This is a genomic window from Bacillus sp. RB3 (genome assembly GCF_030164735.1).
Taxonomy (GTDB): Bacteria; Bacillota; Bacilli; order Bacillales; family Bacillaceae_G; genus Bacillus_A; species Bacillus_A cereus.
The window spans coordinates 15,190-30,135 of the sequence record NZ_JASNGE010000007.1; the positions used below are offsets into that span (position 1 = coordinate 15,190).

Sequence of the window (14,946 nt, forward strand, 5' to 3'; positions counted from 1 at the left end):
CGGCATAATTACGTATGTAGTAAAAAAGAATAAATTTGTTTTTCTATACTTAGATTGCTGCCCTTTTTAAAAGGACTATTTTTACGTTTTAATAAAAAGAATATACTAAGAGTTCAGTATAAATTATTTATTTTAATGTAGTTAAATGTGCTTATATATGTGAAATTAGAGAAGGAAGCTGTGTAGAGATGTTTCTACACAGTTTTTTTAGGATATGAAAAAATTACCAAAAATATGTTAAAATAACATTGTCATACAACAAGGGGGATTTGTTTTATGGAAAATGGACATCTTGCTAAAGTAGACTTAACGAAAAAAATTGAATCAAAATCTAAGTACAATAAGAAATTAGAAAAATATCAAAGGCGCTTATTAGCATTACAGCAAATTTTGAAAGAAGAAAAAATCGCGGTTATGCTTGTTATGGAAGGATGGGATGCGGCTGGTAAAGGTGGGGCAATTAAGCGGGTGACGGAACATCTTGACCCGCGTGGGTTCCAAGTAAATCCAATTGGAGCGCCTGCACCTCATGAGAAACGTTACCATTATTTGCAACGTTTCTGGCGCAAAATTCCACAGTACGGGCAAATCACCATTTTTGATCGCTCATGGTACGGTCGTGTGTTAGTTGAGCGTGTTGAAGGATTTGCTACAAAGGAAGAGTGGATGAGAGCATATGATGAGATTAATGATTTTGAAAAACTACTAACAGATGACCATTACATAATAGGGAAGTTCTTCTACCATATAAGTAAAGAGGAACAGTTAAAGAGATTTAAAGATAGAGAGAAAAATCCTTTGAAAAGATGGAAAATTACAGACGAAGATTGGCGTAATCGTGAAAAATGGGATGAGTATGTTGAAGCAATGGAAGACATGTTTGAAAAAACAAGTAAGCCAAATGCAAAGTGGCATATTATTGAAAGTAACGATAAATTGTATGCTCGTGTGAAAACGTTAAAAATTATTATTTCATTCATTGAGGATTATTTCTTAGAACATGGTATAGAATTGCCTTCTTATTATTATGAAATGAAAGAGGATATTGAAGTTTTGCAAGGTGTAGGTGTTAAAGAGTAAATAAGAAAATGGCCCTGTGAATTGGTGAAACCAAATTATGGGGCTTTTTTATTTAGAAACATTTTACAATTAACAGAATAAGGTATATAATCAATAATCATATTAACAATGTTAATATGATTATTGATTATATACTATGTGGGGGTTTTACTTTGAAGGGAAGAGATGTTGTTTTAGGTTTATTAATGGAAAAGGAATTGTCTGGTTACGATATTAAAATTGTGTTTGAAGACGTATTTACTCATTTTTTTGATGGAAGTTTTGGAATGATTTATCCAACATTACGGCAATTGGAGAATGAAGGGAAAATAAAAAAAGAGGTTGTCATGCAAGAGGGAAAACCGAATAAGAAAATGTACTTTATTACAGATGAGGGGCGTGAAGAATTTTATCAATACATGCAGACGCCTATAGAGAAGGATGTTTTACGTTCGGATTTTTTAATGAGAATGTATTTTGGCAACTATAGTGATGATGTAACAATAAAAAAATGGATTAAAGATGAAATTGAAAGAAAAGAAGCGTACATTGCAGATCTTCGATTGAAATATGAAAAGTGGAGAATAGGTATTACTTTCGTCGAAGAAATTTCACTAGATGTAGGTATTGCATCGTATAGTGCACAAGTGGAGACTTTGAAGAAAAAATTAGAAGAGTTAGAGGCGAAAGAAAACAATAAAACAGAAGAATGAAAAACGCATTCACAATAAATAAAGGGGTATATAAAGATGGAGCAATCAAAGGGTATTAAGATTGTCTTTTTAATGTGTCTAGGTATCTTTCTTTGTATGATTGATACGACAATTATGAATATAGCTTTACCGGCAATACAATCGAGTGTAAATACTTCATTAGAAAAGATGTCTTGGGTATTAAATGTTTATACAATGACGATTGCAGTACTTGCCATTCCGTTAGGGCGGATAGCTGATATCTTTGGAAAAGCAAAGATGTATATTCTTGGTCTGGTGATTTTTGGGGGTGGATCGGTACTTTGCGCTTTTGCTAATACAGGTGATTTTCTTATTTTTTCTCGTTTTATACAAAGTATTGGGGCAGCAATTTTATTTCCAACAAGTATGGTAATTGGTGTATCAGCTATGCCGTTAGCTAAAAGGCATGTTGCACTTGCAATTTTAGGAGTAACACAAGGATTGTCAGCTGCTATGGGGCCAGTAATAGGTGGAATTATTACGCAAAATTTAGGATGGAGATGGGTGTTCTTCGTTAATGTTCCGGTTTGTATAATAGGAATCGTGTTATGTTGCATCATGCTACAAATAAAAAATGAAGAACGTATTATCTCAAAAATAGATTGGATAGGACTACTATTAAGTAGCACAGCAATTTTTTCATTTACTCTCATATTAGTAAAAGGTAATACATGGGGATGGCAAAGTAATATTGCTTTGTCTTGTTATGCAATTAGCACTATTTCTCTTATTCTATTTATTTTAGTAGAACGAAAGATTCATAACCCAATGGTGAATTTAAAGTTATTTCAAGATCGAATGTTTGTCGGAGCGTCAAGCGTTGTTATATTGAGTAATTTATTTTTAATTGGAGTTACTGTATTGCTTCCAACGTTCTTGACGAAACTACAAGGTCGAACGGAAATTGAAGCGGCTTTTTTAGTGACACCTATTTCAGCGATGATATTTTTTGTCTCACCAGTTGCAGCAACTTTAATTAAAAAACTCGGAAAAGTAACTATTATTTTGTCAGGATTTCTTGTTATGGGGCTTTCCTACTATTGGTTGCAAATGATTGATGTTCATTCAACAAATATAGAAATTATTATTCCATGTATGATATTAGGTGTCGGATATGGCTTAGTAGTGGGGCCAATTACAGTTTTAAGTGCGTCTTCGTTTGAAGGAGAATTATTAACTGCTTCTCAAAGTGTTGTATCAATGTTACGACAGGTTGGAATTGTATTGGCGGTCGCAATATTTGTCTCTAACTTAACTCATAATTTAACTATAAATAAAGAAAAAGTATATCATTATGCAGAAGAAAAGGTGCGGAATATTCATGTGAATAGTACTGAGCAAACTGAAATTTTACAAATGACTAAAGAAAAAATAGAGAATCAAAGTTTAGAGTCGAATATAAATAAGAAACAAAATGCAATGACAATGGGATTAAGTAAAGAGAAAAAGGAAGAATTGATTCGCGACAAGACGGATGAAATATTAAGAAAAGTTCCAGTAGAATATAGGGATGTAAAAAGAGAAGAAGTTATGAGGCAAGTGACAAAAGAAGTTGAAAAACAAGAGGAAAGTATAAAGAAAGAGGTACTCACATTCTCGAATGATGTGAATCATTATGCCAAGAATCAGATGGCTATGAGTTTTACAGATTTATATAAAGCAAGTGTGCCAATTATTTTAATTTGTGCTTTCGTAAGTTTGTTGTTTTGGGAAGGAAAAGCTTTAAGTAAAAAGAGAAGGGGAAGATTAGTAGAAGATGCGTAAAGAAAAACAGGCTGCTATTAGCCTGTTTTCCTTACGTTAGTATGAAAAATCTGGATTTAATTCTTTAAATTTATGACTATAATGCCTTTTATTATTAAAACCAACAAAATCAATTCCGACGCAAGATTTTAAATTTCCGTCTACAATCGTAGAATCCACGAAGCTTAAATGTTTTAATTTTGGTAGTTCTTTAATGAATTGTAGATTTCGTATGTTACCACAACTTGATAAGATGAGAGTTTCTAATTCCGTTAAATAGCGCAAATATTCGTGGTTTTTAAGCTTACTGCAATGATCGAATTCGATGTATTTTAAAGTTGAAGCATTGTTTTCAATTTCATCAATATGCTCTAAATGTCTTAAATAATTGAGTTCTAAATGCTTTAATTTAGGGAATGATCTACATCCTTTTAATGAATTAATATTCCCTTGTGTAATGCTTAGTTTTTCGATTTTTTGCAAAGAAATTAATTCTTCAAGGTTCTTTTGTTTCGGTTTGTATTTCCAAATGTATAGTTCTTTTAAGTTAGGACAAGATTCGAAGCCCTTAATGTTTTTATTACACTGTATGTGAAGTTCCTCTAAATTTGTAAAGCTTTCTAGCTCTGTTAAGTTTAGTGGAACTTGTGGTTCTTCTAGTGATAAAGATTTTAAGTTTTTTAATTTATATAGGGCTGAATAATCAGTAATATATGTACTACTAATATGTAAGCTTTCAATTTGTGGGCAGCGTTCAAGAAAATTAATATGGTGCAAACTATATCTAAGATCATTAATGTAAACACCAGTAAAGTTGTTTGTATTAATGAAGTTTACGTACTCATCCAGTCTGTTTTCATGGATTTGTACTGTGCCATCCATAACTAAAAAGTTTTGTGGTTTCTTTTTGATAGATATTTGTAAAGGATTCATGTATTGAAATATTTCTGTTTTATTTTCTAAAATAGTTTTAACACTTGTTTTGACGGTTGGAACATTATCTCTTTCTTTGTAAGCTATTAAAGTTGGCTTTATTTCTGACGGATCTGCTAATAAAATTTTTGGATCCATTTCATGTAGTACATCTTCATTTGAAGATATACAGCTAACCATTGCATCCAGTGCGATTAAACTTAAGGGGTGTCCTTTTCTTAGCCAAGATTTAATTCGTCTCCAAGTTAGTTGTGATACTGCAGCTAATCGCGCCCAATCGCTATGAAATGATACTGCATGTTCCTCTATCCAATCTAATGTTTCTGAGGATTGAAAAGAATGCAGACAAATGAAGGAAGTGGTCGGAAGCTCACTTTTTAATACTGTTTTTAGTCTTTCTATTACTAAAGGAAAGGCTTCTTCAAATGGTAAACAGTAAGCTGCAGCGTGAGAAAGAGGTGCAAGTAAATCTTCATCAAATTCTTTCCACAGTTTTCTTATCCAATCTGAGGCGAATTCTCCTAGTACACATATAACAATCTCAAGTAATCTAGTTTTAATTACACCATTCATTGTGTTTGAAAAGCGATTTATAACAGCATCTAATACTTCGTTTTGATCGTACCTATTAAGAGCTTCAATTTCTGCTTCTTGAAGAAACCATCTAGTCATGGTGTAATCAAGTAATTCCTCTAAACTAGAGCGAACTTCTTCTAAAGTGGGCACGGGTGTAAGGTTCTGCTCATTCATCTCTAATTTTGGTTGCTTCGCTTCGCCATCTTCTTCATAAAAACTATCGTGCAAATAATACTTGTAAGGTGAGTGAATCATTACAAGGTGGTACCATTCTTTAGGGTGTAAAGATAACGAAATAAGACGCTCATGACATTGGTTACATAATTTATAAGGTTGATTTGCTTCATCGGATTCTTCTATTTTATATACTGGATCATGTTTGCAAGCTTCACATAATTCTACTGTTTTTTTCATTGTTTTCTCCTTGCATATTGTGAATAGTAGTATTTTTAATATAGCATGGGATAAGTCGAGTATGATTAGAAAGTTTTTTAGAATGAAAGGGATGAATGGAAAATGCCATTGAATATGTAACGTTATACATAGTACATTAACAAGAGGGATTAATTTTAAAAGGAGGATGGGGAATTGCTAGATAAGGCAGGGGCTTTAATAGATAATCATGTGTACACAGAAGAAGAGCAACAAAAACTATACAAACGAACGTTAATAATCGTCAGCATTTCACAAATGTTTGGCGGTGCAGGACTAGCTGCTGGTATTACAGTGGGAGCACTTCTTGCGCAGCAAATGCTTGGAACAGATGCATTTGCAGGATTACCAACTGCTATGTTTACATTGGGATCAGCATTAGCAGCTTTCATAGTAGGGAAGCTTTCGCAACGATATGGACGCCGGATAGGTCTTGCAACAGGGTTTATAGTAGGTGGATTTGGAGCAATTGGTGTTGTAATGGCAGCTTTAACGAATAGCATTATTCTTTTACTTATTTCTTTACTCATATATGGTGCCGGTACAGCCACGAATCTACAAGCTCGTTATGCAGGTACAGATTTAGCAGATAAGAAGCAGAGAGCAACGGCTGTTAGTATTACGATGGTAATGACGACTTTCGGTGCAGTTGCAGGACCAAATTTAGTAGGAGTAATGGGTAGTTTTGCGCATTCAATTGGAGTTCCTAAACTTGCAGGTCCGTTCATACTATCGGCAGCAGCATTTATACTGGCGGGTCTAGTTCTTTTTGTTATGCTTCGTCCAGATCCGTTAATTATTGCTAACATAATAGAAAGATATAAACAGGAACATACATATAAAGGGCAACCAATAACAGAAGAAGTGAAAGAAAATAAACGAGGTATTACAGTTGGAGCAATCGTAATGATACTTACGCAAATCGTGATGGTTGCGATTATGACGATGACGCCAGTTCATATGGGACACCACGGTCACGGTTTAAGTGCAGTAGGACTTGTGATAGGTTTTCATGTAGGTGCAATGTATCTTCCATCTCTCGTTACAGGAATGTTAATTGATAAAATTGGCCGAACTACAATGAGCATAGCTGGTGGAGTGATTTTACTTGCAGCGGGTGTCATAGCTGCGATAGCGCCAAGTGATTCTTTATTACTATTAATCGTTGCTCTGTCTTTACTTGGGCTAGGATGGAACCTCGGATTGATTAGTGGTACAGCACAAATCGTTGATTCCACAACACCGTCTACACGTGCTAAAACACAAGGGAAAATAGATGTTTTTATTGCGCTAGCTGGAGCTTCTGGTGGAGCGATGTCAGGTATGGTAGTAGCGAATTCAAGTTATGCGGCATTGTCATTGGCTGGAGGCGTGTTAGCGTTATTACTTATTCCTGTTGTGATATGGTCTCGAAAAGGGGCAAGAAATTAAATGAAAAAGAGGTTCTAGTTACTGACTAGAGCCTCTTTTTATACACTTAAATTAAATTCCACTCTACAATAAGCCCTAAATGTGTAAGACCACCACCGAATCCGTATAGTAAAAGTGTGTCTCCATTATTTAACTTTCCTTCTTTTATAGCTAAATCTAGAGCGAGTGGAATGGTGACTGAAGAGGTATTCCCCATATATTCCACGCTCGTTAATGTTTTTTGTATTGGAATTTGAGATTTTTCGCAAATAGATTCAATCATTCGTAAGTTAGCGCTGTGGGGTATGAACCAGTCTATATCATCCCCTTGCATATTTGCGTTATGTAATAAATTTTTTATGCTTTTTGGCACTGTTCGTGTTGCCCATTTATATACTTCTCTTCCATTTTGAACGATTTTTTCATTTGTTTGCAGTGGTGTGCCATTCATAGTAGTAGATAAGTTTGTTCTATATAGATGAATGCCGCCATCACCGTTTGTTCCCATGTGAGCAGCGATAAAGCTTGGGGTGTCTTCATCTCTTTCTAATAAAATAGCTCCAGCACCATCACCGAATAAAATACAGGTCGTTCTATCGGTATAATCAGTAACTTTAGATAATGTCTCTGTCGCTACGACAAGTATTTTTTCATGTGATCCAGAAGTGATTAAGCTATTACCGACGTGTAGTCCATATGTAAAACCAGCACAAGTTGCATTTAAATCAAAAGCTAGTGTATGAGGTATGTTGAAGTATTGTTGTATTTGGCAAGCAACACTAGGGAAAACGTAATCAGCAGTAGTAGTAGCGACAATGATACAGTCGACATCTTCTAAGTTTTTCTTATATGTTGTACATAAATTTTTAATTGCTTTAATGGCTAAGTTTGAGGAATATTCTTCTTCGCTAGCGATTCTTCTTTCCTTCATTCCTGTTCTTTGTACAATCCATTCATCATTCGTATGGACCATCTTTTCTAAATCGTTATTAGACAATATTTGATCTGGAACATAAGTACCAATTGCAGTAATACGAGATTTAGAATGCATAGGAACATCTCCTAATTTTTATTTTTATAACCTGATACTAATATTAGGTTATAAAAATGTCAATATAGATTTTTGTTGTATTAAAACGATAATACTTAACTTACTATGAAGGAATTTGGCGAGTGCTGTAAAAATAATATACGAGAAGTTTCTAAAATTGATAATTGCTTTTGTTATTTTTATTGTGAGAAAAACTCGCAAAAAATGACGATTAAAGTAAAAAAATAACGATTTTCTTTAGTGTGATATAGGTTGTTAAACCTTGTGAAAGCGAATTACTTATGCTACACTTTATGTAACTTAAAATGAACGGAGGGGCTTCCTTTGATCTTAATCAGATTACGTCTCAATACTTTGTGCCAATAATTGAATAGCGCTCAAAGGCTCTGTCTGTGTACAGAGTGAACGGGATTGGTCTGCCTATTTTAAAGGAACCCTTTATTAAGCTTATATGTGAAAAAGAGGGAGGGACGAATACGCCCTCTTTTTGTTTTGCCTTTATAAATAGAATGGGATTGTATAGGTGAACGCTTATTGTGTATACGTATACGATCTTGGGACTTTTTGACTATAAAATAGGATGAAAGCATAGCTTTCTTCTATTTCTTTGGTGAACCCTTATCCGTTTACGAAAACACAGGCAGCGACCTGTGTTTTTTATTTTACGTAATCGAAATGGAGGAATAAATATATGGAAGAAGTATTACAAAGAGCAGTTTTAGTTGGAGTAAATGTAGGTAATGAAGATGATTTTGCATATTCGATGGAAGAGTTAACAAATCTTGCGGAAGCTTGTGATGTAGAGGTAATTGGGCAAGTAACGCAAAATTTACAACGAGTAAATCCATCGCATTATATCGGAAAAGGAAAGATTGAAGAAGTAGCAGCGTATGTACAAGAAATAGATGCGAATATGGTCATCTTTAATGATGAATTATCTCCTTCACAAATTCGAAATTTAGAAGAGGATTTAGATTGTAAGGTGATTGATCGTACCATTTTAATTTTAGATATTTTTGCGCAACGTGCGAAAACGAAAGAAGCACAGCTGCAAGTAGAAGTAGCACACCTTCAGTACATGATGCCTCGTTTAATTGGTCTTCGTGAATCGTTAGGGAGACAGAGCGGCGGCGTTGGTACGAAAAATAAAGGTGTCGGTGAGAAGAAGCTAGAGTTAGACCGTCGTAAAATTGAAGAACAAATTTCAGTTTTGAATAAAGATTTAGAAGCGCTCGTTGCCCAGCGTCAAACGCAGCGAAAGCAACGTAAGAAAAATGAAATACCTGTTGTAGCATTAGTAGGTTATACGAATGCAGGAAAGTCAACGACGATGAATGCAATGCTTGAAATTTATAATGGTACAGAAGAAAAACAAGTATTTGAAAAAGATATGTTATTTGCGACGTTAGAAACATCTGTACGAAATATTGATTTGCCAGATAATAAATCATTTTTATTAACAGATACAGTTGGATTTGTAAGTAAATTACCACATCATCTTGTGAAGGCGTTCCGTTCAACGTTAGAAGAAGTAGCGGAAGCAGATTTACTTATTCACGTCGTAGATTACGCAAATCCAAATTATGAACAATTAATTGATATTACAAATGAAACGTTAAAGAAAATTGGAGTAGAAAATATTCCAACGATCTATACTTATAACAAATCAGATATGGTGGATGTTGAAATTCCGAAAGTACAAGAAGACCGCGTGTATTTATCTGCGAAGAAACATGTTGGAATTGAAGAGCTTGTAGAAATGATTCGTTCCCATATTTATAAAGAATATACGAAATGTGAAATGTTAATTCCGTATGATCACGGACAGGTAGTTTCGTATTTCAATAATCATGCGCACGTTTTATCAACGAGTTATGAAAATGAAGGTACGAAACTAGAAGTGGAATGTAAGACGAGCGATTATGAGAAGTATAAGCGTTTTGCAATTTAATGTAAGAGGCAACCCAGTTTGTGATTGGGTTGCCTTTTTCTATAATGTTTTACTGCTGAAAGTTACAAGGATGCAAGTCAATGATGGGAGTTAAGTTATATTTCTGGAAAAAGAAATGAAAGCAGTATAGAATAGAAATGTTTCAAAAGTCAGAATTTATTACACCTACTGTAATAAATATATATTTTGTACAGAAAGGAGCGATTCACATATGCAGGCAGTTTCACAAAAAAACACAGTAGAAACACCGACAATATATCGAATATTATTTGCGATTAGTTTCGGACATTTTTTAAATGATTCGATGCAAGCAGTTGTGCCGGCGTTGTTTCCTATTTTGGAAAAAACGATGAATTTATCCTATATGCAAGTAGGGTGGATTGCGTTTGCGTTAAATATGACGTCATCGATTATGCAACCGGTGTTTGGTATGTATTCAGATAAGAAGCCGTCACCATTTTTATTACCACTCGGTATGTTTTCAAGTATGCTTGGAATGATTGGACTCGCGTTTGCACCAAACTTTATTATTGTTATTATTTCTGTTTTATTTATTGGCTTAGGTTCCGCAGTCTTTCATCCAGAAGGCGCTCGTGTTGCGTATATGGCGGCAGGTGCAAAACGAGGGTTAGCGCAAGCGATTTATCAAGTTGGGGGAAACACGGGGAATTCTTTAGCTCCTATTTTTACAGCGCTAATTTTCGTTCCACTCGGTCAAATTGGTTCATTAGGTTTTACAGCATTTGCAGCAGTAGGAATTGCATTATTAATTTTCGTATCGAATTGGTACAAAAATGAATTAGCAACCGGCGCTGTAAGAAGGAAGAAGAGAGCTGCGCTTGAGGCGGAAAATGCAATTGTAAGTACACACATTAAATTTGTTATTATACTTCTTGTTTTTCTTACTTTTGTGCGCTCTTGGTACGGTGCCGGTATCGGGAATTTCTATCAATTTTACTTAATTGAGCATTATGGTTTATCTATAAAAAATGCCCAGTATTTCGTATTCGCATTTATGATTGCTGGTGTGTTAGGCACTTTCTTCGGGGGACCGTTAGCAGATCGATTTGGTAAGAAAAACATCATCGTATTTTCAATGTTAGGTTCAGCGCCACTTGCGCTGTTATTACCACATGTCTCACTTGTGTGGGTCGTACCTTTATTTTTATGTATCGGTTTTATTAGTTCAAGTAGTTTTAGTGTAATTGTTGTATACGCGCAAGAGCTTGTTCCGGGAAAAGTAGGGATGGTATCAGGTCTAATTGTAGGTCTTGCGTTCGGCCTTGGTGCTCTAGGTGCTGTAGTACTAGGAAAGTTAGCTGATATATATAGCCTTCAGTTCATTATGATATTATGTAGTTGTTTACCGTTAATTGGACTTACTTCATGGTTATTACCAAGTGATAAGAAAACGATAGAATAGGGGATGCACTATGAAATTATGTGAAAACGTAACAGAATTAATAGGAGATACACCTGTCGTCCGATTATCTAAATTTATTCCGGAAGACGCAGCGGACGTGTATGTGAAACTAGAAATGTTTAATCCATCACGTAGTGTGAAAGACCGTGCTGCTTATAATTTACTTCACGTTGCAGAAGAAAATGGTCTCATTAAACCAGGGGATACAATTATTGAACCGACAAGCGGGAATACAGGAATTGGTTTAGCGATGAACGCAGCAGCTAAAGGGTATAAAGCGATTTTAATTATGCCAGACAATATGTCAAAAGAGCGTATTAATTTATTGAAAGCATACGGGGCAGAAGTAGTTTTAACACCAGCAGAACAAAGAATGCCAGGAGCAATTGCGAAGGCGTTAGAACTGCAAAAACAAATACCGAATAGTTTTATCCCGCAACAATTTGAAAATCCAGCTAATCCGAATATTCACCGTTATACGACTGCACTTGAAATTTACGAACAAATGGAGGGAGAGCTTGATGCTTTTGTTGCAACGGCAGGAACAGGCGGAACGATTACAGGGACTGGTGAAACGTTAAAAGAGAAATTGCCAAACTTATATATTGCAGTAGTGGAACCGAAAGGATCTCCCGTTTTATCCGGTGGTGTACCAGGTCCTCATAAACTAGTAGGAACAAGCCCAGGATTTATTCCGAAAAACTTAAATACAGAAGTGTATAACGAAATTATTCAAATTGCAGACGAAGAGGCTTTAACGACAATGAGAAACTTAGCTAGACAAGAAGGATTATTAGTTGGGCCATCTTCTGGAGCATCTGTTTACGCTGCAATCATGATAGCGAAACGTCTAGGCGTTGGTAAAAAAGTTTTATGTATTGCGCCTGATACAGGTGAACGTTATTTGAGCATGGGGTTATTTGAATAAAAAGGATAGAAACACCTTAATAGTGAATAGCTGCTATTAAGGTGTTTGTTTTATGGAATGAAGAGGGGGAGAAGAACAATGAAACTATTAAAACCAATCCATGAATATAGTGAGCGTATTACGGCGTATAGACAAGCGTTTTTACACTCAGGGGAACAACCACATGGAAGTAGTTCTTTACAAAACTTTGATTCTCTTGATGAATGGTTTGAAAAAGTGAGTAAACAAGAACTAGGAGAAAATTTACTAGCTAATCGAGTGCCATCTAGTCAGTTTTTAAGTTTTGAAAAAGGGGAACTTATAGGTTTTGTGAATATTAGACATAGATTAAATCCAGAATTATTACGGGAAAGCGGTCATATTGGATATAGTGTCCATCCGAATAAACGTCGCCACGGTTACGCTACGAAACAACTACAACTTGCATTAGCTGAAGCGCAAAAATTAGGATTGCAAAAAGTATTAATAACTTGCGATAAATCCAATATCGGTTCTGCTAAAACGATTCAAAAGGTTGGAGGTGTGTTAGAAAATGAAGTAGTTTCTTCTCGTACTGGTGAAGTTATTCAGCGCTATTGGATAGAAATATGATTAAGTAGGAATTTGAAAAGGTAATGCAAGCTGTAATATCGAAATAGATAAATGAAATATAGGGGATTACTGCAATTTTAGGGGGAAATGAAATGGGATTAAAAGAGAGAGCGATAGAGATGTCAGAGATTTATAGGCAAAATCCGAAAGTAGAAGCTATTATTTTAGCGGGTTCAGTAGCTAGAAAGCTTGAAGATGAACATTCAGATATAGAATTACATATTTTATGGTCAACACCGCCGGAAGATGAGGATCGTAGGGCCCCTATTTATCATATTGATGGGAAAATATTATCGTATCATCCGTATGAGGAAGAAGAATGGTCGGAAACGTATTTAACGAAAGAGGGAATTAAATTAGAGATTAGTAACTTTTTAACAGAGACAGTAGAGAAAGTAATTTCGGATGTGGTGGATCAATATGATATAAATTATGAAAAACAATGTATTGTATCATCCATTCAAGATGGTGTTAGTTTGTATGGAGAAGGGAAAGTGAATGAATTAAAAGAAAAAGTAGCGGCATATCCAGATGAACTAGCAAAACTGATGATTTCAGAAAATCTATGGTTAAGTAATCGTTGGCACAATCGAAAGGCGCTTTTAAAACGGAAAGATTGGCTTATGCTTTATGACGTTATTTGCGAAGTACAAAGGAACGTATTCGGTGTTTTATTTGGTTTGAATAAAATGTACGTACATCATCCAGCGTTTAAATGGATGCCTAATAATGTGGAACGAATGACTATTAAACCTGAAAAATTATATGAACGTATGGCGGACACATTAATAGGGAATCCAGAAAAAAGTGTGCAGGAGTTAGAGTTGCTAATAGAAGAAGTGTTGCAACAAGTTCATACATACGCGCCAGGAGTAAATGTGGATGAGCAAGAAAAATCTATTTTTTATTTTGTGAAATAGAAAATAGTAATAAGGGGGAAGTTATGGGTTTTTTTAATAGGTTTTTTAAAAAAGTTGAAAAAGTAAATGAGCAAGAAGCTACTCTTCATGAATTAAGTGAAGAATTGTATGTTGAATCACCGGTAGAGGAAGCGACTAGTTACTGGGTATCAATGGCACAAAATATAATTGTTAATGCTGTAAAAGCGGCTGACAATGATGTGGAACGTGCCTTCGTGTTATTGAATTTGAAGAAAGGTGAGGCTTCATTTGATATTTTTTATCAAATAAATGGGCAATTGTATTTCTGGGATCAGCTAGAAAATGAGACGATAAGAAATAGAATTCAGAACGAGTTGTTACCGCAAGCTCCAGAAGTTTCAAATGCAGTAAATGAGCAATTTCGTGGAGCTGATCACCCTATAATTTCGTTCGCACAATTGCAGTTTGAATGGGAAACGAAAGCCTGGTTCTCACATATAATTTTGGAAGATAGCCTTGCTGCTCAATTGCCCAAAACTCAAATTCTAAATGAATGGTTTCGTGTAATTAAAGAAGAAACGAAAAATAGACCACTGGATAGTGATGCGAAATTTTCTTGGTATCCATCAAACTCTTAAAAAATGAATACAGAGAGACAGGTTATGTTTCTAGATGATTTGTATTATTGAATAAGTATCAATAATACGTAATTCTTTTTCTATTGCCTGTTAGAATTCGTTATGTACTAAGCTACTTGTTTTCTAAACTAAAACTTATATTTCGTATTTTTAAATAGATTGTAATACATAAAAATTCGAAATATAAGTTGACACTATTTTTAATGTGTGATAAAAATGATAGTAATCAATTCGGAAAATAATATTTGGGCAATGAAAGGGTATAGTAGTGAATATCTCCCTATTTCAGAGAGCTGATGGTTGGTGTGAATCAGTATATAGATTATTCATGAAGTTCGTCCTGGAGCATCTTTCATAAATCTCATATTTTGAGGAAATGAAAGACGGTAGTTTATACCGTTATCAAATAAAGTGGTGAAGATTTTTTCACAACTAGGGTGGTACCGCGATATTTATCGTCCCTACGTATTTACGTAGGGACGTTTTTTATTTAGGTCCTAACTTTGGTGTGGCTTCATAACTAGGGTGGTACCGCGATATTTTATCGTCCCTACGTTTTTGCGTAGGGGCGTTTTTATTTAGGTGGTTTCTTAGTG

General features: G+C 34.9%; 12 protein-coding genes and 1 other annotated feature. Of the genes, 10 read left to right on the plus strand and 2 right to left on the minus strand.

The annotated features are described in order from the left end of the window. Positions 1 to 276: 276 nt before the first annotated feature. The 3 genes from QO049_RS11565 to QO049_RS11575 all read left to right on the plus strand — a co-directional run bounded on the left by QO049_RS11565 (position 277) and on the right by QO049_RS11575 (position 3,557). Positions 277 to 1,080 carry a polyphosphate kinase 2 family protein gene (locus QO049_RS11565; protein WP_000427320.1) on the plus strand — a complete coding sequence of 268 codons (804 nt, stop codon included), beginning with the start codon at positions 277 to 279 and terminating at the stop codon, positions 1,078 to 1,080. Positions 1,081 to 1,232: 152 nt separating this feature from the next. Then, positions 1,233 to 1,772, plus strand: coding sequence for a PadR family transcriptional regulator (locus tag QO049_RS11570; protein WP_000678329.1), 540 nt, complete (start codon positions 1,233 to 1,235; stop codon positions 1,770 to 1,772). 36 nt (positions 1,773 to 1,808) lie between these two features. After that, complete coding sequence (locus QO049_RS11575; RefSeq protein WP_098378950.1) at positions 1,809 to 3,557, plus strand: MDR family MFS transporter; 1,749 nt, start codon at positions 1,809 to 1,811, stop codon at positions 3,555 to 3,557. A 36-nt stretch (positions 3,558 to 3,593) separates the two neighbouring features. Here QO049_RS11575 and QO049_RS11580 read toward each other — a convergent pair whose 3' ends face one another. Beyond that, positions 3,594 to 5,459 carry a leucine-rich repeat domain-containing protein gene (locus tag QO049_RS11580; protein WP_098619741.1) on the minus strand — a complete coding sequence of 622 codons (1,866 nt, stop codon included), beginning with the start codon at positions 5,457 to 5,459 and terminating at the stop codon, positions 3,594 to 3,596. Positions 5,460 to 5,633: 174 nt separating this feature from the next. Here QO049_RS11580 and QO049_RS11585 point away from each other — a divergent pair, with 174 nt between their 5' ends. Continuing rightward, positions 5,634 to 6,908, plus strand: coding sequence for an MFS transporter (locus QO049_RS11585; protein WP_000884517.1), 1,275 nt, complete (start codon positions 5,634 to 5,636; stop codon positions 6,906 to 6,908). 46 nt (positions 6,909 to 6,954) lie between these two features. On the opposite strand, the gene QO049_RS11590 is transcribed toward QO049_RS11585, so the two are convergent. Beyond that, on the minus strand, positions 6,955 to 7,938 hold the full coding sequence (locus tag QO049_RS11590) for a ketoacyl-ACP synthase III (RefSeq protein WP_246962511.1): 984 nt from the start codon (positions 7,936 to 7,938) through the stop codon (positions 6,955 to 6,957). Between the two features lie 691 nt (positions 7,939 to 8,629). Here QO049_RS11590 and hflX point away from each other — a divergent pair. From hflX to QO049_RS11620, 6 genes are all read left to right on the plus strand, one after another. Then, positions 8,630 to 9,889 carry a GTPase HflX gene (gene hflX, locus QO049_RS11595; RefSeq protein WP_246962513.1) on the plus strand — a complete coding sequence of 420 codons (1,260 nt, stop codon included), beginning with the start codon at positions 8,630 to 8,632 and terminating at the stop codon, positions 9,887 to 9,889. 211 nt (positions 9,890 to 10,100) lie between these two features. Beyond that, positions 10,101 to 11,312, plus strand: a complete 1,212-nt coding sequence (locus tag QO049_RS11600; RefSeq protein ID WP_001149411.1) for an MFS transporter — start codon at positions 10,101 to 10,103, stop codon at positions 11,310 to 11,312. A 10-nt stretch (positions 11,313 to 11,322) separates the two neighbouring features. Beyond that, positions 11,323 to 12,240, plus strand: a complete 918-nt coding sequence (cysK, locus tag QO049_RS11605) for a cysteine synthase A (protein WP_000762279.1) — start codon at positions 11,323 to 11,325, stop codon at positions 12,238 to 12,240. Between the two features lie 78 nt (positions 12,241 to 12,318). Further along, on the plus strand, positions 12,319 to 12,831 hold the full coding sequence (locus QO049_RS11610) for a GNAT family N-acetyltransferase (protein WP_000771279.1): 513 nt from the start codon (positions 12,319 to 12,321) through the stop codon (positions 12,829 to 12,831). A 92-nt stretch (positions 12,832 to 12,923) separates the two neighbouring features. After that, positions 12,924 to 13,751 (plus strand): DUF4037 domain-containing protein, encoded by an 828-nt coding sequence (locus tag QO049_RS11615; RefSeq protein WP_246962516.1) that lies wholly within the window; start codon positions 12,924 to 12,926, stop codon positions 13,749 to 13,751. Between the two features lie 23 nt (positions 13,752 to 13,774). After that, on the plus strand, positions 13,775 to 14,350 hold the full coding sequence (locus QO049_RS11620) for a hypothetical protein (RefSeq protein WP_246962518.1): 576 nt from the start codon (positions 13,775 to 13,777) through the stop codon (positions 14,348 to 14,350). A gap of 243 nt (positions 14,351 to 14,593) precedes the next feature. Then, positions 14,594 to 14,816, plus strand: a binding site (T-box leader). The last annotated feature ends 130 nt before the right edge of the window (positions 14,817 to 14,946 follow it).